This window comes from Pseudomonas sp. NLJ1, assembly GCF_049486705.1.
Classification (GTDB): Bacteria; Pseudomonadota; Gammaproteobacteria; order Pseudomonadales; family Pseudomonadaceae; genus Aquipseudomonas; species Aquipseudomonas inefficax.
The window spans coordinates 5222647-5243535 of sequence record NZ_CP137735.1 but is presented as its reverse complement, the minus strand read 5'-3'; the positions used below and the strand labels follow the sequence as shown (position 1 = coordinate 5243535).

The 20889-nt window shown below is 58.1% G+C and carries 21 protein-coding genes and 1 pseudogene; 6 read left to right on the top strand and 16 right to left on the bottom strand.

The features are described 5' to 3' along the window. Nucleotides 1-51: 51 nt before the first annotated feature. The 4 genes from R9B85_RS23660 to R9B85_RS23645 form a co-directional block, all read right to left on the bottom strand. Entirely contained in the window at nt 52-960 is a 909-nt protein-coding gene (locus R9B85_RS23660; RefSeq protein WP_112253790.1) for an AraC family transcriptional regulator, read from the bottom strand. A gap of 135 nt (nt 961-1095) precedes the next feature. Continuing rightward, a complete protein-coding gene (locus R9B85_RS23655; RefSeq protein ID WP_370290623.1) occupies nt 1096-1497 on the bottom strand; it encodes a phage infection protein in 402 nt (133 codons plus the stop codon). 364 nt (nt 1498-1861) lie between these two features. Further along, nucleotides 1862-2785 carry an NADP-dependent oxidoreductase gene (locus R9B85_RS23650; protein ID WP_112253811.1) on the bottom strand — a complete coding sequence of 308 codons (924 nt, stop codon included), beginning with the start codon at nt 2783-2785 and terminating at the stop codon, nt 1862-1864. A gap of 59 nt (nt 2786-2844) precedes the next feature. After that, nucleotides 2845-3276 (bottom strand): DoxX family protein, encoded by a 432-nt coding sequence (locus tag R9B85_RS23645; protein ID WP_112253812.1) that lies wholly within the window; start codon nt 3274-3276, stop codon nt 2845-2847. Between the two features lie 297 nt (nt 3277-3573). On the opposite strand from R9B85_RS23645, the gene R9B85_RS23640 reads away from it, so the two are divergent. From R9B85_RS23640 to R9B85_RS23630, 3 genes are all read left to right on the top strand, one after another. After that, nucleotides 3574-4311, top strand: coding sequence for an SDR family oxidoreductase (locus R9B85_RS23640; protein ID WP_112253813.1), 738 nt, complete (start codon nt 3574-3576; stop codon nt 4309-4311). 28 nt (nt 4312-4339) lie between these two features. Continuing rightward, nucleotides 4340-4594, top strand: coding sequence for an Atu4866 domain-containing protein (locus R9B85_RS23635; RefSeq protein WP_112253814.1), 255 nt, complete (start codon nt 4340-4342; stop codon nt 4592-4594). A gap of 208 nt (nt 4595-4802) precedes the next feature. Continuing rightward, complete coding sequence (locus tag R9B85_RS23630; protein ID WP_112253815.1) at nt 4803-5702, top strand: AraC family transcriptional regulator; 900 nt, start codon at nt 4803-4805, stop codon at nt 5700-5702. A gap of 17 nt (nt 5703-5719) precedes the next feature. On the opposite strand, the gene R9B85_RS23625 is transcribed toward R9B85_RS23630, so the two are convergent. The 10 genes and pseudogenes from R9B85_RS23625 to R9B85_RS23580 all read right to left on the bottom strand — a co-directional run bounded on the left by R9B85_RS23625 (nt 5720) and on the right by R9B85_RS23580 (nt 14396). Next, nucleotides 5720-6277: a flavin reductase family protein gene (locus R9B85_RS23625; RefSeq protein ID WP_112253816.1), complete on the bottom strand. Its 558-nt coding sequence runs from the start codon at nt 6275-6277 to the stop codon at nt 5720-5722. Nucleotides 6278-6356: 79 nt separating this feature from the next. Continuing rightward, complete coding sequence (locus R9B85_RS23620; protein WP_207878017.1) at nt 6357-7118, bottom strand: SDR family NAD(P)-dependent oxidoreductase; 762 nt, start codon at nt 7116-7118, stop codon at nt 6357-6359. 132 nt (nt 7119-7250) lie between these two features. Then, on the bottom strand, nt 7251-7667 hold the full coding sequence (locus R9B85_RS23615; RefSeq protein ID WP_423770633.1) for a nuclear transport factor 2 family protein: 417 nt from the start codon (nt 7665-7667) through the stop codon (nt 7251-7253). A 146-nt stretch (nt 7668-7813) separates the two neighbouring features. Next, on the bottom strand, nt 7814-8719 hold the full coding sequence (locus tag R9B85_RS23610; protein ID WP_112253819.1) for a LysR family transcriptional regulator: 906 nt from the start codon (nt 8717-8719) through the stop codon (nt 7814-7816). Nucleotides 8720-9117: 398 nt separating this feature from the next. After that, nucleotides 9118-9636, bottom strand: coding sequence for a GNAT family N-acetyltransferase (locus R9B85_RS23605; protein ID WP_423770632.1), 519 nt, complete (start codon nt 9634-9636; stop codon nt 9118-9120). 176 nt (nt 9637-9812) lie between these two features. Then, a pseudogene (locus tag R9B85_RS23600) lies at nt 9813-9977 on the bottom strand (DUF2165 family protein); the annotation flags it as partial. 66 nt (nt 9978-10043) lie between these two features. After that, a complete protein-coding gene (locus R9B85_RS23595; protein WP_423770631.1) occupies nt 10044-12482 on the bottom strand; it encodes a TonB-dependent siderophore receptor in 2439 nt (812 codons plus the stop codon). Nucleotides 12483-12559: 77 nt separating this feature from the next. Further along, a complete protein-coding gene (locus R9B85_RS23590; RefSeq protein ID WP_423770630.1) occupies nt 12560-13396 on the bottom strand; it encodes a FecR family protein in 837 nt (278 codons plus the stop codon). Next, nucleotides 13393-13917, bottom strand: a complete 525-nt coding sequence (locus R9B85_RS23585; protein WP_112253825.1) for an RNA polymerase sigma factor — start codon at nt 13915-13917, stop codon at nt 13393-13395. The genes R9B85_RS23590 and R9B85_RS23585 overlap by 4 nt, the downstream gene beginning before the upstream one ends. A gap of 92 nt (nt 13918-14009) precedes the next feature. Beyond that, nucleotides 14010-14396, bottom strand: coding sequence for a MerR family transcriptional regulator (locus R9B85_RS23580; protein WP_112253826.1), 387 nt, complete (start codon nt 14394-14396; stop codon nt 14010-14012). A gap of 73 nt (nt 14397-14469) precedes the next feature. Between R9B85_RS23580 and R9B85_RS23575 the strand changes: the two genes are divergently transcribed. From R9B85_RS23575 to R9B85_RS23565, 3 genes are all read left to right on the top strand, one after another. Then, nucleotides 14470-15570 carry an SDR family oxidoreductase gene (locus R9B85_RS23575; protein ID WP_423770629.1) on the top strand — a complete coding sequence of 367 codons (1101 nt, stop codon included), beginning with the start codon at nt 14470-14472 and terminating at the stop codon, nt 15568-15570. A 163-nt stretch (nt 15571-15733) separates the two neighbouring features. Further along, nucleotides 15734-17245: a sensor domain-containing diguanylate cyclase gene (locus R9B85_RS23570; protein ID WP_313854292.1), complete on the top strand. Its 1512-nt coding sequence runs from the start codon at nt 15734-15736 to the stop codon at nt 17243-17245. Nucleotides 17246-17268: 23 nt separating this feature from the next. Beyond that, nucleotides 17269-18168, top strand: a complete 900-nt coding sequence (locus R9B85_RS23565; protein WP_215521390.1) for a DMT family transporter — start codon at nt 17269-17271, stop codon at nt 18166-18168. Between the two features lie 48 nt (nt 18169-18216). On the opposite strand, the gene R9B85_RS23560 is transcribed toward R9B85_RS23565, so the two are convergent. Together R9B85_RS23560 and R9B85_RS23555 are read right to left on the bottom strand one after the other, a co-directional pair. After that, nucleotides 18217-19470: an OprD family porin gene (locus tag R9B85_RS23560; RefSeq protein ID WP_423770628.1), complete on the bottom strand. Its 1254-nt coding sequence runs from the start codon at nt 19468-19470 to the stop codon at nt 18217-18219. A 58-nt stretch (nt 19471-19528) separates the two neighbouring features. Continuing rightward, the gene (locus R9B85_RS23555) at nt 19529-20833 is read right to left on the bottom strand and encodes a CitMHS family transporter (RefSeq protein ID WP_112253831.1); all 1305 of its coding nucleotides are present in this window, start codon (nt 20831-20833) and stop codon (nt 19529-19531) included. Nucleotides 20834-20889 lie beyond the last annotated feature (56 nt).

Below are 20889 nucleotides of genomic sequence, written 5' to 3'. Positions count from 1 at the left end.
CTGCTCGGCGTCTGCCATCAGGGTTGTTTTAGCCGAGCCCTCAGCAGCACCTTACCCGAAAGACCGAAGCTTCGCGATATCTCGGCTCGGTGGGGCCCCAAACATCCGGCTGTATTCACGGCTGAACTGTGAGGGACTTTCATAGCCCACCTTGAATCCGGCTGTAGAAACATCCAGACCCTCTGAGATCATCAACCTGCGTGCATGCTGCAGGCGAAGTTGTTTTTGATACTGCAAAGGACTCATTGCGGTGACAGCCTTGAATCGATGGTGAAGCGTCGAGTTACTCAGATTGACATAGCTCGCTAGCTCATCAATGTGCAACGGCTCTGCATAATTGTTGTTCAGCCACTCAATGGCCCGAGTAACGCGATGGGTCTGGCTATCGGTTATGGCTATCTCATGTAAACGCTGACCCTGCTGGCCTTTCAGCAGCCGGTAGAAAATTTCTCTGAGTGCTAGCGGCGCCAACGCAGGTATATCCGATGGCACATCCAACAGACGTACCAATCGCAGCATTGCATCGAGCAAGGAGCTATCGATCTTATCCAGATATAGCCCTCGGTGGGGCTGTTGGCTCGGAACGCCGATAGGACTGACGTCTGCAATTAGCTGAGCTATTTCTGCCGGGTCAATATCCAGGCGGATGCAGAAATAGGGCTTTTCTGAGGATGCCTCTGTCACTTGACCCGCGAGAGGTAGGGTTACCGAGACGACCAGATAGTTCAAAGGGTCGTAGACGTAGCTTTCTTCCCACAGCTGCACCTGTTTACGGCCCTGCACAACGATACATAGCCCCGGCTTATGTACAGTGTGGATCACATCGGTTGGAGCATCACTGCGTATGAAATGCAGCGGAGCAATCCCCGTCTCAAACACGCCGTAGGTGGGAGCATAACGATGCATGGTTGATGCTAGCTCGGCTCTCAGACGCGTCAGCTCTTCGTCCCTATCATCCATTGCCATTACCTCCCGTTAGGCTTGTTCTATTGCAGAGAATAAATTGGTCCGCAGCCTTTTGGATAGATGCTAATGGACACCCTTCAAATGCAAGAGCCCGGCAGGCCGGGCTCTCGGTAGGATGGGCTATATACGTCAGGCATAGGTGACGCAATCTGTATCGAATTTAGCCACTCTACGGGCATTAAGAGGTTCCGCACCATCTTCAGCCACACGGCGATCATTCAGGCGATCCGAACCATCCTCAGCCACACGGCGGTCATTCAGGCGATCCGAACCATCCTCGGACACGCGGCGGTCATTGAGACGATCCCCACCACCCTCGGCCACGCGGCGGTCATTGAGACGATCCCCGCCACCCTCGGCCACGCGGCGGTCATTGAGACGATCCCCACCACCTTCAGCCACACGGCAGTCATTCAGCCGATCAGCACCACCCTCAGCCACACGGCGGTCATTAAGGCGATCCGCACCACCTTCAGCCACACGGCGGTCATTAAGGCGACCCGCACCACCCTCCGCCACAAGGGGAGCCATCACTTCTTTGCAGGTCCGATCGGTCCAACCACCAATTTCTTTGGCTGGCAGTGCCATCGAACCTGCGCTGAGAGCAGACAAGGCGATTCCAATCATCATGGTATGTACAGTTTTCATGACAGCGACTCCGTAATTTGCGATGGATTCGTTGCCGGTTGTCAGTGCAAAGCGTGACGTGGATTCCTGTTTTTTGCAGGCTCGGTCGCTCTGATGGCCGGCGGCAGTAGCGGGCTCGCTTTCTGCTTGGGCTTAGATTACGGCGGCGATAAGCAGGCCGTTATTTGGTTCCTGCGAGGCTTTTGCATATTTCTGCACAGGGCCGCCTTCTGGCAGATTTACTCGAGCGCAGGGCCTTCGAGGTTAATCACCGATTCACATCGAACACCAGTTTGCCGCGAGTATGTCCTCCACGGCTTAGCATCAAAGCCTCAGCCGCGTTGGAAAGCGGAACGACCTCAACCTCGGCGTGTAGCTTCTTCTCAGCAAACAATTTCGCTATAACCGCTAACTGGCGCCCATCCGACCGGGTTGCGAAGTTTTTGCCGACTACGCCGTACTCAAGAGCTTTCTGCGCGTTGGGTGTGCTGACAGGCGAGACTAACGCCCCACCGCGCTTGATCACCGTCCAGGACCGATCCTGAGTTTCTCCGCCGATCAGATCAATCACCATATCGACATTGCTGACGAGGTTCTCGAACTGTTGTGCGGTGTAATCAATGAACTGATGGGCGCCGAGTGATCGGAGGTAGTCTCGGTTTCTGGCCGAGCCCGTTGCCACTACATGAGCGCCGGCCAGCCGTGCTAACTGGACCGCGAAACTACCCACCCCTCCTGCGGCACCGTGAATCAAAACAGTCTGGCCTGGCTTGATTTCGGCGTGTTCGTGCAGCGCCTGCCAAGCAGTAAGCGCTGCGGCAGGAATTCCACCGGCGTGAAGAAGTGATAGCCCATCGGGTTTGTGCGCAAGCCTATCGGGCGTTGCAAGAGCCTGAGTGGCGTAACCACCGACTATTCCAATGAATCCGAACACCTCATCACCCACAGCGTATTCATGAATATTCTTTCCAACAGCTGCAATGGTGCCAGCAACCTCGACACCCGGCGTATAGGGGAAGGACATTGGGATGAACTGCTTCATGGCCCCCGAGAGAATTTTCCAGTCGATCGGATTGATTCCGCTCCCAGCAACGTCAATCAGAACCTGATCATCGTTGGGCACCAGCTCTTCAAGCTCTATCAGTTCAAGCCGCTCAACCTGACCGTACTCTGCCACTTGTATAGCTTTCATGAACTTCCCCGTCTGTAGGTAATGGTTTATCTAAGTCGATGGTTGACAGCGCGCGTCAGTTAATGGCGACGCGAATCCAAGCTGAAGCGGCCTGCGCCGTAGGCCACGATCTGCAGCAAACCGCCGGCCATCGCGATGTTCTTGAAGAAGTGAATGAATTGATTTTGATCGGCCAGAGCACTGTGGAAGATCACCGCGGTGAGGACACTGAAAAGCGCCAAACCTGCTGCGACAACACGGGTCTTATAGCCGGCGACTAGAGCTACACCGCCGGCTATTTCCACAAGAATGGCAAGCGTCAGCGCTAAGGAAGGAAACGGCAGACCCACTGAACTGATGTAGCCGATCATCATGGCCGGCGCGTTTACCTTGGATATGCCGGAGAGGATGAAGATCGCGCTCAGAAAAACGCGACCTACTAGTGCGGCGGCACCAGCTGTCGCAGCCGAAGGATGAGAGGCTGAGCTTGAAACGGTGGTGGCGTGAGGCATGGCATACGTTCCTTAATGTACGCATTCCGGAATGGAACGCTGGTAGGAGTAAGTTTGGAACAGCCTCACATAACTGAATAGCCGGTTAATTTCTTGGTTTATGTTCGATTAAATTGAAAAGTATCTTCCCTTTTGCCCACTGATAACGCGATGACCTCCAACCCCGACCACTAACGCAGGATCGTGCATGTTGGCCATAGGAATGGGATAACCCAGCCCAACTCAGGCTTCTTACTCTTGCTTCACCACCTGCCTGTCGGCGGTGGCCCCTCAAGCCAGAAACAGGAGTACGAAAAAATGCACGGCATCGAACAAAAAGTCATCGTGATAACCGGCGCCAGCAGTGGTATCGGCGAAGCAACAGCCCGCCTGCTAGCCAGCAAAGGCGCTCGCGTGGTCCTGGGCGCCCGCCGCACCGATCGCCTGGGAACTCTGGCCAAGGAGATTCGTTCAGCAGGCGGTATCGCTGATGTCCTGGCGCTGGATGTCACCAACCTGGATGACATGCAGTCCTTTATAGACTTTGCTGTCGAACTGCACGGACGCGTCGACGTGCTGATCAACAATGCCGGCGTCATGCCGCTTTCGAAACTCGAAGCGCTCAAGGTAGATGAGTGGAATCGGATGATCGATGTGAACATTCGCGGGGTCCTGCACGGCATTGCCGCAACGCTGCCGCTCATGCAAGAACAGCGCGCCGGTCAGATCATCAATATTGCCTCGATCGGAGCCTACGCGGTGAGCCCGACCGCTGCTGTGTACTGCGCTACCAAATATGCCGTACGAGCCATTTCCGAAGGTTTGCGCCAAGAGGTGGGGGGTGACATCCGGGTCACCGTCATCGCCCCAGGCGTCACCGAGTCCGAACTGGCCGACAGCATTTCCGATGAGGGCGGGCGGGCCGAGATGCGCGAGTTTCGCAAAATCGCGATTCCTGCCTCGGCGATTGCCCGGGCGATCGCCTACGCCGTAGAACAGCCTGCGGATGTCGATGTCAGCGAACTCATCGTGCGTCCAACCGCAAGTCCATTCTGAATGTCGGGTCGACAGCGAGGAAAATGCCATGGGTGAACCATCTGGAGATCAGGACAAATACGTTGGCATGTGGGTGACGGCTGACGGACGCATTCGCCATGAGCTCTTGCCTGGCGGCCGCTATGACGAAGCCCGCGGAGGGCAACAAAGCGCGTACCAAGGTCGATACTGGCTAGAGGGTGATCACATCGAGTATGTGGATGACAGCGGATTTACTGCCGACGGGGAGTTTCGTAGCAACGTGCTGTATCACGCAGGGATGATTCTATATCCCGAGCGTTGAAGGCCCGGCCGGAATGGAGACATTCCGGCTTTTTTTCGACCTTTACCTTTCAGAACACGCATCCAGAGCGGGTTCTTTACATCCCCAAACGGGTCCGCGATGGGCCTTCACCATTGAAAGCCTAGGCTTGAACTTCAAGTCCACCCTGTGAGACCAATGTCCGAGGTGGCTCGTTTGAGCAGGCGTACTGACTGAGGCGACGATTCCCATGGATGTCATAGAGCGGACTTCAGCCCATGGTTTGGAGGCTTACATTCGGGGTGAGCGGCTTGCCGCCTCGGACGTCCTGGCCGACAGGGATATGTTGGTGCAGATCTTTAACCGGGAGCGTAAAGAAGAGAGCTTTATCGTGCCCGCCGTAGCTGAGCCCTTGCTCGTGTGGATCATCTCCGGGAATGCTGCCGTTCAGGAGCGTGAGCTTGACGGCGACTGGCAATGTAGCCAAGTGTCCAAAGGTGATTTCTTCTTGACTACTTCGGCACGGCCTTACGAGATGCGCTGGAACGTAGACGGTGTAGAACCATTTGAAGTCATGCATATCTACCTCGGCATCCCGCTTTTGGAAAAAGCCATCCATGAGGTCTTGGGCGGGTCTGTGGAAGCGGTTCGACTACGTGAAGTCTCAGGCGGGCGTGACGATGGGTTGTCCGTTCTACTGGAGCAAGTTCGCCTGGAGCTGACGGGGCACAGGGCTAGTCCTCTTTATCTGCAGGGCCTGGCCCAGTGCATCGCCATTCACCTAGCCCGCAGCTACCTAGACAGCTCAGCGGACGATATCGTGCGCCGCAACGCATTGCCTGCTTACAAGCTGCGCCGCGTGCTGTCGGCGATGGAGGCGAATCTGGCTGAGGATTTCAATCTCGGGCACTTGGCCGAAATAGCTGGGATGAGCGAGTACCACTTCAGCCGGCTGTTCAAAAAAGCCGCTGGTTATTCACCGTCGCAGTTCTTTATCAGACTGAGGATGGCAAGAGCCCGGCAGCTCCTGGTCGAAACGGATCGGAACGTAATCGATATAGGCTTGGAGGTCGGATACAGCAGCCCAAGCCATTTTTCGCAGGTGTTCAAACGTGAGGTTGGCGTCACGCCCACTCAATACCGTAAATAGTGAGTGGGCTACGCCAGTCAGAGGTTCTGCGGACGAAATTGCTGGCGAAAATCCAAGGTTTCCCCAGCCACCATGAATTGACCGCCTCCCCTGTAGTGCAGCGTTCTGGGCTGCTTCACGGAGCGATCTACGTGCGCTTTGACGACTTCCCAAATGAACAAGCCGTAATCGCCAATCAGCTTCGAGTCGTACAGCTGGCATTCGAAGCTGGCATAACATTCGGCTATCAGCGGCGCTGCAACCCGCGTCGCCGCTGTCGCGGTAAGTCCGAATTCACCAAACTTGTCTACGTCACTGCCCGTACTGTTGCCCACCGCGACTACCTGGTCCGCCAGCTCCAGGGTGGGTACGTTAATCACACATCCCTGGCTGTTGCGGATCAGTTCGTAGCTGTGGTTCCCCGACCAGATGTAGCAGCCAAAAAGGGCTGGATCGAACTGCATCATCATGTGCCATCCCATGGTCATGATGTTGCTCTCGCCCTTCCAGGCTGAGGTCACGAGGACGATGGGCCCGGTTTCCAGATGCTGGCGAACGTCGATGAGGGGAAAGTCGGATTTTCGAGGTGCGGTCATAACGCCTCCGCTGAAAAGGTCTGCTAGCAAGAAAACGCGTTGTGCTGCCAATGCAGCACAACGCGGACAACGCGAAGGATTAACCTACCGGGACGCTCATGCCGCCATCGGCCATGACCACCGAACCGACAATGAAGCTGGCGCGCTCGGAAGCCAGGAAAGAGACAATCTCGGCGATCTCTTCCGGTGCTGCAGCTCGACCGATCGGCGCGGACTTGCCATGCTCTTGTAGGAACCCACGACCGTCTTCCATGAAGTGGTTCAACAGGTTGGTAACCACATCTCCCACGCCAATGGCATTGACCCGAATGCCATGCTCAATCGCTTCCAGCGCCTGGGTACGAGTCAACTGTGCCAAGGCGCCTTTGGACGCGGTATAGGCCGCGATACCGGGAAATGCGAAGTAGGACGCGTACGAGGCGATGTTCACGATCGCGCCGCTCTTGTTCTTCATCATCTCCTTCATCGCCTCTCGGGAATGAAGAAAGGCCCCCGTAACGTTGGTTTGCATCTGCCATTCCCAATCTTCACGGGTCATTTCGACGAGGGGCTTGTATAGGATGCGACCGGCGTTATTGACCAAGACGTCCAGCTTGCCAAACTTCTCTACCGCCAACGCCACCGCTTGCTCGGCAGAACCGTCAACGGTGATATCGGCGATGAAAGGAACCAGGCCGGGACGCTCAAGGGCGTTGACTTTCGGGTCGATATCCTCGGCGATGACTTTCGCTCCACGGCTGTGAAGGAGCTCGGCGATGGCCTTCCCGATGCCGCTAGCCGCGCCGGTTACCAGCACCACTTTGCCTGCCACTTCATTTGGGGTTGGGATGAAGTCAGTCATTTTGATGTCTCCAAGTCAGGAATTGGTTGTCGCTTTCGACGGTCCCAATCTCTCTCTTTTTGACATCCGACTCCTTGGCGACCTTGCTTTGCCTGTCGGAGTTTTGCTTCTTTCGTGTATTAGGCAGGGGCGCTAGCCCGGCATCACAACGGGGGAGTCCAAGGCGTAAGATGCCTGGACAGGATCGAAGTACTCACGAATATGCGTCAGCTTTCCCTCAGAAACGCTAACGAAAAGGACATATTCTTGTGAGTAGGTTTTACCCGTCTCAGTGATGATCCCCTGCGCCTTGACTTGCGCGACGGCGGACAGTGAATCAGCGAATTGCTGAATACGTATATCGTGGAATCGAAACGATTCAACCGCTCCGACAAACCAGGCGCCGTGATTGAGCACTTGCTCGCGGCCGACCAGCTTTTCCGGGTGACCGAGACTCGGGGCGAAGGGCAGCTCCCAGACGATGTCTGGGGCGATTAGGGATTTCCATTTTTCATGGTTATCAACAAACGTTTCGAAATGGTGTTTGAGAAGCTCGGCTGCCGAATACATAGGTTCACCTCGTGGTACCGGAAAATTGTGACCATTGAGGCCAGGCACCGAAGCGCAGGTCTGGTCTATGAGCACAGCCTAACAGGGGGCTACCTGGCTAAAAACCAGAAGAATATCGAATGTTTTATTCGACTTATTCGACAAGTCTAGAGAGCTTCGGCTTGCTGACCGAAGCGTTGGATGAGCCATAGACCAGCCGGCCCAGGCGGCGAATCAGTAAGGTAAATAGCGTCAAACGCGTAAGAGCCGCCTTTGCAATCGGGCAGGTCGAGATGGATAAGATGTCCCGAATTGAGGTCCGCTTGGACCATAGGTAAGGGCATGTTGCCCCAGCCAATGCCTTCCTTAAGTAGCATATGTTTTGCGCCTAAGTCCGCAAGCCGCCAGGTGCGGGGGCTTACTACGGCAAAATCTCTGTCCCCGGTAAGCGTTGAGCGATCTGACAACACCAATTGGACGTGATTTCTTGCCGCCCCAGGCTCGTTGCGGCCGGCGAGGGCGAGTGGGTGGGCCGGGGCTGCAACGGGTACTAACTCAACACTGCCTACGCCGACACGCTCAAGGCCATCCCTCCCCGTATCCAGGGGCCCACTGATCCCAATGCCGGCTTTTTTCTCAAGTACTAGTTGCGTGACCGCCCCGAGCGCTTCCATGTGTAGATGCAAAGCCACGGTTGGGAACACCTGCCTAAAAGTACTAAGCGCGTCGACGACCCGCTCCGCTGGCAGCATTACATCCAGAACAAGATGCACCTCTGCTTCGAGACCATGCAGCAGTCCAGACACCTTCGATCGCAGCCCGTTGACCCCGTTGATGATGGTTCGTGCTTCGGCCAATACTGTACGGCCAGCCTCTGTCAGCTGTGGTTTACGTGTCGTCTTGCGGTCAAAAAGTGATACGCCGAGCTGCACCTCCAGATTGGAAATGGCATAGCTCACTACTGACGTTGCACGATGCAATTTCCTTGCAGCGCCAGCGAAGCTTCCCACTTCTACGACCGTCAAGAGAACTTTCAGCTGGTCTAGAGTTGGTGTACCGGGGTCTGAGATCATTTTACCAGCTCGGCATATTGGATTGAGGCATGCTATTTGGGACGCGTCACTATGTCGACAGGTGAGTCGATCCTCGGCCGATGATGGTTGAAGCGCCTGTCGTTCTACTGAGGCCATGAGCGGCAGCTATGGGTCGAAGGCAGCCGTTCGCGAATGGCTGCAACCGACCCGAAGCGGACACTTGAGAATAACCGGCTTCGTGAGTGCGACACACACTCTGTGGGAGCGGGTTTACCCGCGAAGCAGGCGCCGCGGTGGATGGCACCGGCTGTGCCGGTGTTCGCGGGTGAACCCGCTCCCACAAAGTCCGCTGTAAGACGCAACGTCGGCTATGGGTCGTTAGCGGTCAGTCGCGAATGGCTGCTAACGCCCATGGCTGCCTTTCGCGGCCAGCAGCTTCAACCCAGCGATGATTGGCTTGGCTCCGCCTCCTCCTGCTTGAAAATACGCAATCCACGCGCCTGATAATTTTGCAGTGCGGCAGGATGGTCAAATGTGCAGGTGTGTACCCATACCCGCTCTGTACCATGCCATTCCCACGCAGATCGAACAGCGTGGCTCAATAGCGCTCCGCCGAATCCACACCCCAGGAACTGAGGCGCCAAGCCAAAGTAGCGGATTTCGCAGTTACGGCCGTCAGGGCGATAAAGCTCGTAATAGCCGGCTATCGCACCACGGTGATAGGCAACCCATGTACGGTGGCACTCCTGTTCAACCAGCGCCTGCCATTGGGAACTACTCCAGCTATCAAGATCGCCCCACTCCCAGGGCGTTCCTACCAGCTTGTAGAGGAACCGATTGAATTCCGCCTGAGGCACTTCACATTCGATGATCTGGAGGTCGTGACGCTGTGGTTTTTCCTTCAGCTCGCAAGCCGAGGTCATTTCCAGGTAATAAGTGATGCAAGACCGTTCCATCGTAGACTCCCTGCGTCTTCCCGCTAGCGATCAGACAAGCATGCCAGCTGCGGCTCGACCGCGGCTACAGCAGATGTCTGCTTCGGCTAGAAAGCAGTCGCTATCAACGCTGACCCTACGCTCATCGTCTTCATCTATTGCTCATTCCTGGCATCCTGCAAGTATCCATCGCCCCATCAACTCCACCGCACATTGAGTACGACGAAGTGCAGCAGGATCCAGACCATCAGCAGCAGGTGGGTCAGTTGCAACCCCTCCTGACGGATCCAGTAGCCGAACCATATCCCGCCCAGCAACATGGCGAGCAGGAACCCGAGCGCCGCGCTCAAGGCGAGGTCAATACCGGTTTTCCAGGAAGGCTTCAATGACCACCGGGCCCGATACCGGCCCGGTGATTGCTCACCACCTTACCAATTGTGCGTATAGCTGGCAGTCAACACAGTGCCTGGTGCCGGCAAGTGGCTGGTGTTGTTGTTATTGCGCAGCAATTGGCTGTAGAGCGGGTAATAGTCGCGGTTGAACAGGTTCTGAATGCCGACGCTTACCTTGTCGTCAGCGGAAATCTGGTACTGGCTGACCAGGTCCACTGTCGTATAGGTACTTACCTCATGCCGACCAAAGCTGTCCACCCCATCGAGCCTGTAGTCCTTGGCATCGAAGAACGTGGCTTGCAAGCGGTTGCTCCAATCCAGGGTCGGCTTGTACTGAACGTAGGCGGTCAGCTTCAGGGGCGGAACGCGATAGCCGGTCATGTCCTGCCAAGCTTTGCCGTCCGGTTTTTCTCGCCCGCGCATCCAGGTCGCACTCCCCCCTGCGCCCCACACCGCATCATCCGATAGCCAATCGGCACTGGCTTCGGCACCGTAGATACGCTCCTTGGTGCGGGTCAGAATCAGGCCATTGTTGAAACTTTGCACGTCCCCCAGTTTGGAGGTGGTGTAGAACAGCGCCAAGGTACCGAGGGTGTTGCTGCCTAGCTCTCCTCGCCAGCCAAGCTCATAGTTGTTGGTTTTGACCGGTTCCAGGTTCGATGCGTCGATGTCGAAACCACGGCGCGCATTGCGCAACTGAATGCCCACGTCAGGCAATTGGAAGCCCTGGCTGAAGGAGGCGTAGATTTCCTGGCCGAGTACCGGTGAGTAGACGATGCCCAGGTTCGACAGCACCGCATCGTAATGAATGTCGCCACCCTTCACTGCGACCGGGGAGGCAGCCGCGGATTCGGACAATGGGATGAAGTCATCGAATTCGGCGGTGGAGTATTCGTAGCGCAGGCCGCCGTCGACAGACCAATGCTCATCGAAGCGATGCTGTAGCTGGGCGAACGCACCGGCGCTTCGCGTCCTCAGCGGGGGCATGTAGGTGAGCTTGCCGATCTTGTCGAATACCAGGCCGCCACTGGCGTCATAAGCCGCAGGGTCGAAGACATCGAGCGGCATGTCGCTGCGTTCCTGGTTATAGTCGCCACCCCACACCAGCTCGGTACTGCCGCTTTCGCCAAGTGGCGTGCGCAGGGTCAGGCGGCTGCCGAAGACCTCACTGTTCTGCATGATCTGGTCGACGTTGCCGCCACGGGTGGCAACGGCCCGGGCGTCGAACGGGGTAAAACGGGTGAAGTAGTCCCGGTAGTACATCTGGGCAGAAAGCCGGCTTCCGAGAATGTCGAGATTCTCGTACTCCAGGTTCACCAGCGTGTTGCGAATGCGGTTCTGTTCGTCGAGATCCAGCCCTTTGATCGCATTGGCCGGCACGGAGCCTGCGGGGAGCCTGGCGACGCTTGGGTCGGTTGCGTAGTCGGTGTCCTGGCGGGCGTCGTAGTGGCTGACTGCGAGCTGGATTCGCTGGTCTTCGTCGATGTGCAGCCCCAGCTTGCCGCCAATGTTGTAGATGTTCGAATCGAACAGGTCGCCTTGGCTGGGCTCCGGGGCGATCCGGTCGCCGTGCGCATCGTACGAGGCACCGATGTGGCGGGTACCGAAGTCGAACGAATAGTCCACCGCGCCCTGAGAGCCTGCGAAATATTGCTGGAACTGGCCACCCAGGCCATCGCTGCCCAGGCGGGTAAGTGGCGAGGTGGCGCTCAGGCTGGTTTCGGCACGGTTTTCGCCACCTGCAGGCCGTGTGGTGATGGATATGATGCCCCCCGTGGCGCCGCTGCCGTAGATGGCGCTGCTGCCACGAATGACTTCGACCCGTTCGATCAGTGCCGGGTCGATGTTGGCCAGGTTGCGCGAAGAGTCGCGGTTGGTATTGAGCGGCACCCCGTCAACCATGACCAGCATGCTGCGCCCGCGCAGGGTCTGGCCATACTCGGTGACGGTACGGCTGGAGTCGGACATGCCGGGAATCGCCTTGGCCAGTACCGTGGCCAGGCTCTCCGAACCCTGGCGCAGTTCCTGCAGTTGTTCATGCTCGAGAACGGTGGATTGCCGCGTTGCGGAAACCAGGCTGCTGCTGGTGCGCGAGGCGGTGATTTCCATCTGCGCCATTTCCACGGGCCCGCTCTGGATTTCCGGGCTTGATGCAGGGGCACCCTGCGCGACGATGACGAACGTGCGCTCATCCTTGGCCTGTACCTGCAAGCCACTGTCCTTGAGCAGCGTTTGAAGTGCTTCCTCGGGTGTGAACCGCCCCTTCAGCGCAGGTGCGTTTCGGCCTGCACCGAGATCGCTGGCAAAAATGATCTGTACCGAAGACTGCTGTGCGAGCGCGTTGATGGCCTCGCCCAGCGGTGCGGAGGGGAGATCCACGTTCACCTTTTCCCGGCCCTGGGCTGACATTGCGATGAGCAGGCTACTGGCAAGCAATGACAGGCGTAGCTGGCGACTGCGGAGGGGAAAGAGCACTTCTCGAGTTCCTTTTTATAGGTGGGCTTTTTCACTAGCCGCCATGAGAATCGAGAAACCCTACCTGCGCCTGAGAATTATTTTGTTATCGGTTTGCGTTGAATCCGGACGCTGCCATCCCCTTGTTGCAGCACGGCGACGGGCAGGATGCTCGGTAGCAAGCCCAGTAGCAGGTCGACATTGTGCGCCTCGAATACCCCCGTCACCTTGAGTGCGGCCAGGCCTGGGTCGCTCAGTTCGATGGGGGCCTTGCGATAGTGGCGCAGCAACGACACGGCTTCATCCAGCGGCGTCTGCTCGAACACGATGCGATCATCTTTCCATGCCATCGCCTTGGAAGCGTCGGCCTTCGCAACCGGCATCAGTTGCCCGCCAATCGAGTCGACCTGTTGCCCTGGCTTGAGTGTGACAGGCGCTTGTGCTGCAGTAGCCACGGCGACGTCCACGCGCCCACGGGCCAGGGTCACACGCACCGCGTCGTTATCCAGGCGCCTGACATTGAACAGCGTACCGAGCACCTCGACTTTCGCCAGGCCAGCGGACACCACGAAGGGGCGGTACACGGCCTCGGATACATCGAAAAGGGCCTGCCCTGCGCGCAGATCGACTTCGCGGCTGAGCAGACGCCAACTGATATCGACATGCGTGCCACTGTCGAGCAGCAGCTTGCTGCCATCGCTCAACAGCACAGCGCGCCGCTCGCCAATGGCGGTAGCGAAACGCTCGCTCTTGTAGGCAGGGTTCAGCCAGGCCAGGGCTGCAAAGGCGATCGCGACCGCTAGCGTGATACCGGCGGTCTTTACCGCTTTCGAAGGCGCTGGCTTGGACGGCGGCATGGGGAACAGCTGCTTGAGTTCGTCACGATGGCGCCCCAGAGCCTCGTCCAATGGCGCCTGTTCGGGCTGCTTGGTCATGGATGCACCTCATCGCGCCCAAGCCGTTGCCTGCACGCTGCCAACCCCAGGCGCAGGTGCTTTTCCACAGTCTTGATGGAAATACCGAGGCGAGCGGCTACTTCTGCCTGGGGGATTTCGTGAATCTTGTGCATGACGAAAACAGCCTGGCAGCGAGGTGGGAGGCCTGCGATAGCGTCGACGAGCAGTTGAAACTCGCGCGCGGTGTCATACCTGGTCATCGGGGTGGCTGCCGGGCAGGCCACTTCAGGCAGCTCGGAGATTGCCTCTACCCACGCGCCTCGGCGGCGATCGCTACGATAGCGACTCACGGCGGCGTCGTGGGAGATTTTTCGCAGCAGGGCCAGTGGGGTGCGAACGTCTTCTTTCTCGCCGCGCTCAAGCAACTGCACGCACACGTCGTGCACTACATCGCGCGCCATGCTTCTGTCGCCGAAGCGTCGGCGAATGTGGTCCACCAGTTCGTCATAGTGACGTACCAATGTAGACAGCAACGTCGGTTTGGCGGGATCGAACGACACGATGCATCCTGAATAAGGGGTAGGCCCCGAAACAAGACACAAGTGTAAATGAGAAATAATTGCGAATAAACAAGCTACAGCATCGAGCCATGCTAAATCTTGGGAAGGTGAGGAATGGTCAGCCCGTTGGCAATGGCGCTTTCCTCCAGCTTCGCACGCTCTGTGTCCAAAAAGGCATAGGCGGCTTGCAGCGTGGTGATCTTCGCTTGAATTTCGGCCATCTTGCTGGTCACCAAGGCCGCACCTTGCGCGCAATCGATCGTATTACCCCGCTTGGCCGCAAGGATGTCGCCGATCTCGGCGAGTGAAAAACCGCCGCTCTGGGCACTCTGGATAAAGGCCAGGTCAACCACGGTCTGGTCGCTGTAGCTGCGGTAGTTGTTGGCTTGGCGATGGGCCACGATCAGCCCGAGTTGCTCGTAATAGCGCAATGTATGGCGGCCAACTCCACTCCTGCGCTCCAACTCTCCAACATTCACAGTAAAAATTCCTTGACTGTAGAGTACGCTCGACACTTTAGCCTGCGCCCATCATCCAGACAAGGATTCAGATATGAGCGTGGAATGCTTCGTCACAGGCGGCAGTGGGTTTGTGGGTCAACATCTATTGGCCCATCTTACTGCGACAGGGCACAAGACCTGGGTGCTCATGCGCAACCCTGAAAACATCGAGCGCCTCAAAGAGCAGGTAGGCCGACTGGGAGGTAACCCCGCGTATATCCATGCAGTCGAAGGAGATATCAGCCGGGAAGAACTTGGACTCAGCGAAGCAGACAAGCAATGCGTGTCTTCGGCCGCTGTATTCTTCCACCTCGCGGCGCAGTTTACCTGGGGCCTGACAATGGAGCAGGCCCGCGCAGTCAATGTACAAGGGGCGCTGAGAGTCGCCAGGCTCGCGGCGAGCCAGCATATCCGCTTGCTGATGGTGGGCGGTTACATGGTGCAGAATCTTACCCACCTTGCGAGCATCGGGGTTGATAACGAGTGCCCTGAAAACACCAATTGGCCCGAAGTCTACGGCCGCGTTGGTGGCTACGAGGGCAGCAAGCTGGAGTCCCATTTCGCAGTCATCCGTTACATGCAGGAAGTAGGTGCGGATTACACGATCGTTCATCCTGCCACGGTGTGTGGCCACAGCGAAAGCGGGCATATCCCTGAAGCGCAGCCTCTGGCCGACCTCATTCGAAATCTGGCACTGGGCCGGTTCAAGGCTGTCCCTGGTTCCGCCAGGCACTGGTTGCCCTTGGTCAGCGTCGATTACCTGGTAAAGATGATGACCTGCGTGGCATTCGACCCTTCGATGGCCAACCGGCAGGTGCTGGCGCTCTACGAGAACACCCCGAACCTGCAGGGAATGCTCGGGCAGTTGGCAAAAACGCTGGATATCAAGGCGCCCCGGCACCATGTACCCATAGGGCTGCTCAGGTGGCTACTGGCGATTCCCGGGCTGGCCACCCGACTCTCGATCAGCGCCGAGTCATTGAACTTCATCCAGACGCAGCGCTTCGACATGAGTGACAGCCAGCAACTGGAACGAAAGTATCAACTGGCACATCCCGATATGGCGCGAACCTTGGAAAAGACCGTGCGCCACGTCCAGGGTTACTTGCCCAATCGTTATGCTCAAACTTCTGAAAACCCTGCCGGAAGATAAGAGACGGGATTTTCCGGAGCAGCGGTAATTCTGTCGGACATTCCAGCAATTTAGCTGTTATATTATTGCACGCGAACCAGATAGTTACTTCCTGACCTTCCAGTTAGTCAAAGCGTGTCGACTTTCAACTTGGTCTTTAAGGGAAAAAGGCGTGTGAATTGACGTGAAGCGTGACATCCACCTCGTTGTGCTACTGCTATCGGTCATCGGTTGCTCACTCGCCTCGTTGACGCTGTGGAAGGTCATGGCTTCGCGAGAGCGCGCCCTGGAAGACGTCAATGTCCATGGCCTGAACCTGACCCAGGCATTGTCCACCTATTCGGAAGGTATCGTCCGGCAGAGTTCGATGCTGCTGCTCGGCCTTGTCGAGCGCCTGGAAACCGAAGGCGCCGGGCCTGCGCAGATCGAACGCCTGAGTCAGCTGGTCAAGCGTCAGCAACCGTTGATGCCGCCGATGAGCGGCATCACGATCTACGCCAGGGATGGACGCTGGCTGATGTCGTCCAACCGTCCGATGCCCGATGGGGCCAACAGCAGCGACCGGGCCTTTTTCATACATCACCGTGACGACCCATCCCGCGACCCCTTCATCGGGCTGCCAATCCGTAGCCGCGTCAACCAGGAATGGGTGATCACCATCAGCCGGCGATTCAACGATGACCACGGCGAGTTTGCCGGCGTCGTTGCCATGACGCTTGGCGTGGAGAACTTCCTGCAGCTTTTCGGCAAACTGGATGTCGGCCATGAGGGGGCCATCGGGCTGGCCTATACCGACGGTTCCATGCTGGTGCGCTACCCGTTTCGGGAACAGGACATGGGGCGCAACTTCTCCAAGTCGCCCATCTTCACCAAGTATCTCGTCGACCAGTCAGCGGGCACTGCATCGTTTACCTCCAGCCTGGACGGCGTGGAGCGCCTCTATGCGTTTCGCAAGAGCGACAAGCTACCCCTGGTGACAACGGTCGCGCTGGGCAAGCAGGAAGCACTCTCGGCCTGGCGGCTCGAGGCGCTGCTGTCGTCGCTGGTGGTCGCTGCGCTGCTGGCATTGATCGGAGCCATTGGCTGGCTGCTGATCCGTGCCATGAGCCGGCGAAGCGCAGTCGAAAACGAACTTCGACTGACCCAACAGCAGTTGCTGGACAGTAACCAACGGCTCGAAAGCCTGGCGATGCACGATGCGCTGACGGGGCTCGCCAACCGGCGCTGCTTTGACGAGGCACTGACCCAGGAAGTGCGCACGGCCCATCGAAACGGCACCACGCTGGCCTTGCTGATGATCGACATCGACCATTTCAAACGCTACAACGACACCTATGGGCACCCGGCTGGCGATGCCTGTCTGCAGCAGATCGCTTCCCTGCTCTCTTCCTGCATCCGTCGCCCTCGCGACCTGCTGGCACGCTACGGGGGTGAGGAAATGGCGGTGATCCTGCCCGATACCGACAACGACGGAGCAGCCGTCGTTGCCAGGCTGATGCTCGAGCGCCTGGCCTTGCAGGCCATCCCTCACCAAGGCAGCCCTTTCGGGCATGTGACCGCCAGTATCGGCATCGCCTGCGCCGATGGAACGGTCCTCGACAACCCGCCATCGCTGATTGAACGCGCCGATCAGGCGCTCTATATCGCCAAGCAGGCGGGCCGCAACCGCCTGCATGTCGACCGGGCAAAGGCATAAAGCCAATGACAAGGAATGTACAAATGCAATCTCATTTCGGCAAAGGCGTACTCTTTGCACTCTGCGCCGCTGCACTGAATGCAACGATCGGTGTACTCAGCAAAGTGTTGATGAACAGTGGGTTCAGCTCCAGCAGCATCGCCCTGATAAAAACAGTCCTCGGCTGCCTGTTGCTGTCAGCATTGCTCCTGTTTCTAAAGCGGCCCCTGCGTACGGCCAAGTGGTTCCATGCCGCCGTTTGCGCATTTCTCGGCATTTTTGTGTTGTTCCACTTTGAAACCTCGGCTTATAGCCATTACGCCGCAGCAGGCGTCGTGGTGATCCTGATGGCAAGCGCGTCCATTTCTTCGATATTGCTGGGACGGATAGTCCTGAAGGACCCGATCACCGCCAACGCGACGGTAGGCGCCGGTTTGACCATAGCTGGCATTGCCGTGATTTTTGGCGCCGACCTGGAACAAGGCTTTACGCTGCAAGGTGCAGTACTCGCTTCGATCGGAGGCTGCGGTTATGGCGCATTTTCGGTTGCCATGAAGCACATGGGCGTTTCCGGGGGGCTGCATTTCACTCGGCAACTCTTGTTTTTCGGCAGCCTCTACCTGCTGATGCCGGCTGCAACCGATGGGTTCATCATTGGTGAACTGTCGCTGGGAGCGGTCCTGGCATTGCTGGCGCTGGCTGCGTTGCCGACTATCCTCGGCTTCTTCTGTACCACCAGGGCCATCGAGTACCTGAAACCCTCGCAAGTCCAGGCGCTGGAGCTGACCGAGCCGCTGTTTGCCGCACTGCTGGCGTTCGTGGTGCTCAATGAAGTACCGCGGGACACGTTGTACCTGGGGGCCGGGCTGATTCTCTTCGGCCTGTGCTTCTCCAATGAGCTGATCCGACTGGGCAAGAAAGCGCCACAGCCGTCCAAAGCATGAAACGCATGCGAGCAAGCACCTCGAGGCATGCATGCTCGCATGGCCGCATTACCAGATCGCAATATCGTAGGTCAGGTAGATCCGGTTGCTGTCGCGCCCTCGGGAAAAGTCAGAGCGGTAGACGTAGTTGCGAAGCTTCACACCCAGACCTTTCACAGGCCCGGATTGCACCACGTAGGCAAGCTCCACGTCACGCTCCCACTCGCTCAGCCCGGCATCAGCCGAGCGACCGTTGTCACCGCTCAGGTGGCGCGCCATGAAGGTCAGCCCGGGGATACCGGCCGCTGCAAAGTTGTAGGCATAGCTCGCCATCCAGGTTTTCTCTTCCTCCTCGATGAACTTGCCGATGCCAACGTTGCTGAACGAGTAGACCGTCGCGCCGCTGATGTATGGCAACCCAGCCTCGCCGTCGAGAATCTGGTAACCGGCGCCGAAGGTGTGCCCGGAATGAGCGTAGGACAGCTGCCCACTGAACATGTCGTTATCGATCTGACCACCATGAGCGGCCCCGCTGTCGCGGCTCTTGAAATAGCGCAAGTCGGTGGTCAACACACCGCCGGCCAACGGCAGGTCGTGGACCAGGCCTAAGTAGTCCTGACGATAGAAGTGTTCGAGCTGGCCGTGGAAATAGCTCAAGCGCAGTTGCTTGCTGGCGGCATAGTCGGCCCCGGCAAAACTGAAATCGCCAGACTCGCTGCCACTGTAACCATCCAGGAACAGGCCGGTGCTGTCGGAGGAGTCCCGCTGCTTGAAGCGGTCCAGGTGGCCGGCTGTCAGGGTCAGGCCATCGACATCGGTACTGGTCAGTTGCGTGCCCTGGTAGGTCTGCGGCAATAAACGCGCATCGTTGTAGACCAGCACCGGTGTCTTCGGCAGCAAGGTGCCATGCTTGACCACGGTCTGCCCCAGTCGCGCCTTGGCCGTCACCCCGGCACTGGCGAACTCGTCCGCGGCACGGCCATCGTCATGCACCGGCAGCAAGCCGGTACCGCTGCGTCCGCGGCCCGAGTCGAGCCTTACGCCTACAAGCCCCAGGGCATCCAGCCCCAGACCCAGCGGGCCTTGAGTGAACCCTGACTGGTAGTCGAGCAGGAAACCCTGTGCCCATTCCACCCGCTCGCTCTTTGCATTTGCAGCAGCGCGGGCGCTCATGCCTTGTTCGTCGCGGAAGTTTTCGTTGAAGTAAACGTTGCGCAGCTGCAGCTTGAGCTTGCCGTCGTCGATGAATCCGGCAGCGCCGGCCACAGGCAGCCAGCCGCAGAGCAGGCCACAGGTGGCCCCACGGAAAACAGTTCGGGACATGTTCGATACTCTGTTGTTGTTCTTGGATGAGGTGGGCGCCAGCAGCGCCCGAGGCAGATCAGACGAAGAAGGACAACGCACCCGTGAGCAAGGCCAGTGCGGTGATGACCAGTGATGTCAGTACCGCCCATTTCACGGTCGCCTTCTGGAAGTCGCCAATGTCGCGATCGACCATGCCCACCAATAGCAAGGTCGAGGCCACCAGAGGGCTCATCAGGTGCACCGGCTGCCCCAACACCGAGGCGCGGGCGATTTCAACCGGGTCGATGCCGTAGGCAGCCGCAGCGTTGGCAAGGATCGGCACCACGCCAAAGTAGTAAGCGTCGTTGGACAGTACGAAGGTCAGTGGCATGCTGGTCAGCGCCACCACCAGCGGGAACCAGTGGCTCCACGCCTCCGGGATCCAGTCGACCAGCGTCTGCGCCAGCGCATCGACCATCTTGGTACCGGAGAAGATCCCGGCGAAGATGCCTGCGGCGAATACCAGCAGTACCACGGTCATGGCGTTGCCCGAATGGGCGAGGATGCGCTCTTTCTGCAGGTCCAGCTGCGGGTAGTTGATCATCAGCGCCAGCACGAAACCGATCATGAACAACAATGCGGAGTGCATGACGCCCATCACCAGCGCCACCATGACGGCAATCACCAACACCAGGTTCACGTACGCCAGGCGTGGGCGCTTATGCGGGTTGTCGCCGAGGATTTCCTTGATGTAGCAGTTGCCGCCACCCGACTCCAGGGCGATGTTGCCGATGCGGCGGCGCTCGGCACGGCCCAGCAGGTAGGCGGTGAATACCACCCAGGCGGCACCGCCGATCACGGTCGGCAGCATCGGGATGAAATACTCGGTGGCATCCAGCCCAAGCGCGGCGATGGCCCGGGTGGCCGGCCCACCCCAAGGGCTCATGCCACTCATGATGCTCAACGACAGCATGGACACCGTGGCCAGGATCATCGGGTTCATGCCAATGCGCTTGTACAGCGGCAGCATGGCCGCGCAGGTAATCATATAGGTAGTGGTGCCGTCACCGTCGAGTGCCACCAGCAGCGACAGCAGCGCCGTACCGATGGCGATCTTGACTGGGTCGCCATTGACGCGCTTGAGGATCTTGCGGATCAGCGGGTCGAACAGGCCGGCATCGATCATCAGGCCGAAGAACAGGATGGCGAACAGCAACAAGGCCGCCGAGGGCGCCACCATTTTCAGGCCATCGAGCATCATCTTGCCCAGTTCGGGGGCGAAGCCGCCGATCACTGCGAAGACGATGGGTACCACAGTGAGCGCAACGATTGGCGACAAGCGTTTGCTCATGATCAGGTAGGTGAAGGTCACCACCATGATCAGGCCCAGGAGTGCGAGCATGGTCTTTTCTCTTGTTTTTATTCTATTGCGGCCATCGGCAAGGCAGACGGCCCCCT

Bases quoted from the DNA above. Each gene is read 5' to 3' on its own strand.
- R9B85_RS23645 (WP_112253812.1), bottom strand. From the start codon at position 3,276: ATGCCTCACGCCACCACCGTTTCAAGCTCAGCCTCTCATCCTTCGGCT.
- R9B85_RS23635 (WP_112253814.1), top strand. From the start codon at position 4,340: ATGGGTGAACCATCTGGAGATCAGGACAAATACGTTGGCATGTGGGTG.
- R9B85_RS23650 (WP_112253811.1), bottom strand. From the start codon at position 2,785: ATGAAAGCTATACAAGTGGCAGAGTACGGTCAGGTTGAGCGGCTTGAA.
- R9B85_RS23620 (WP_207878017.1), bottom strand. From the start codon at position 7,118: ATGACTGACTTCATCCCAACCCCAAATGAAGTGGCAGGCAAAGTGGTG.
- R9B85_RS23610 (WP_112253819.1), bottom strand. From the start codon at position 8,719: ATGATCTCAGACCCCGGTACACCAACTCTAGACCAGCTGAAAGTTCTC.
- R9B85_RS23575 (WP_423770629.1), top strand. From the start codon at position 14,470: ATGAGCGTGGAATGCTTCGTCACAGGCGGCAGTGGGTTTGTGGGTCAA.
- R9B85_RS23615 (WP_423770633.1), bottom strand. From the start codon at position 7,667: ATGTATTCGGCAGCCGAGCTTCTCAAACACCATTTCGAAACGTTTGTT.
- R9B85_RS23660 (WP_112253790.1), bottom strand. From the start codon at position 960: ATGGATGATAGGGACGAAGAGCTGACGCGTCTGAGAGCCGAGCTAGCA.
- R9B85_RS23625 (WP_112253816.1), bottom strand. From the start codon at position 6,277: ATGACCGCACCTCGAAAATCCGACTTTCCCCTCATCGACGTTCGCCAG.
- R9B85_RS23630 (WP_112253815.1), top strand. From the start codon at position 4,803: ATGGATGTCATAGAGCGGACTTCAGCCCATGGTTTGGAGGCTTACATT.
- R9B85_RS23560 (WP_423770628.1), bottom strand. From the start codon at position 19,470: ATGTCCCGAACTGTTTTCCGTGGGGCCACCTGTGGCCTGCTCTGCGGC.
- R9B85_RS23590 (WP_423770630.1), bottom strand. From the start codon at position 13,396: ATGACCAAGCAGCCCGAACAGGCGCCATTGGACGAGGCTCTGGGGCGC.
- R9B85_RS23605 (WP_423770632.1), bottom strand. From the start codon at position 9,636: ATGGAACGGTCTTGCATCACTTATTACCTGGAAATGACCTCGGCTTGC.
- R9B85_RS23655 (WP_370290623.1), bottom strand. From the start codon at position 1,497: ATGGCTCCCCTTGTGGCGGAGGGTGGTGCGGGTCGCCTTAATGACCGC.
- R9B85_RS23640 (WP_112253813.1), top strand. From the start codon at position 3,574: ATGCACGGCATCGAACAAAAAGTCATCGTGATAACCGGCGCCAGCAGT.
- R9B85_RS23555 (WP_112253831.1), bottom strand. From the start codon at position 20,833: ATGCTCGCACTCCTGGGCCTGATCATGGTGGTGACCTTCACCTACCTG.
- R9B85_RS23565 (WP_215521390.1), top strand. From the start codon at position 17,269: ATGCAATCTCATTTCGGCAAAGGCGTACTCTTTGCACTCTGCGCCGCT.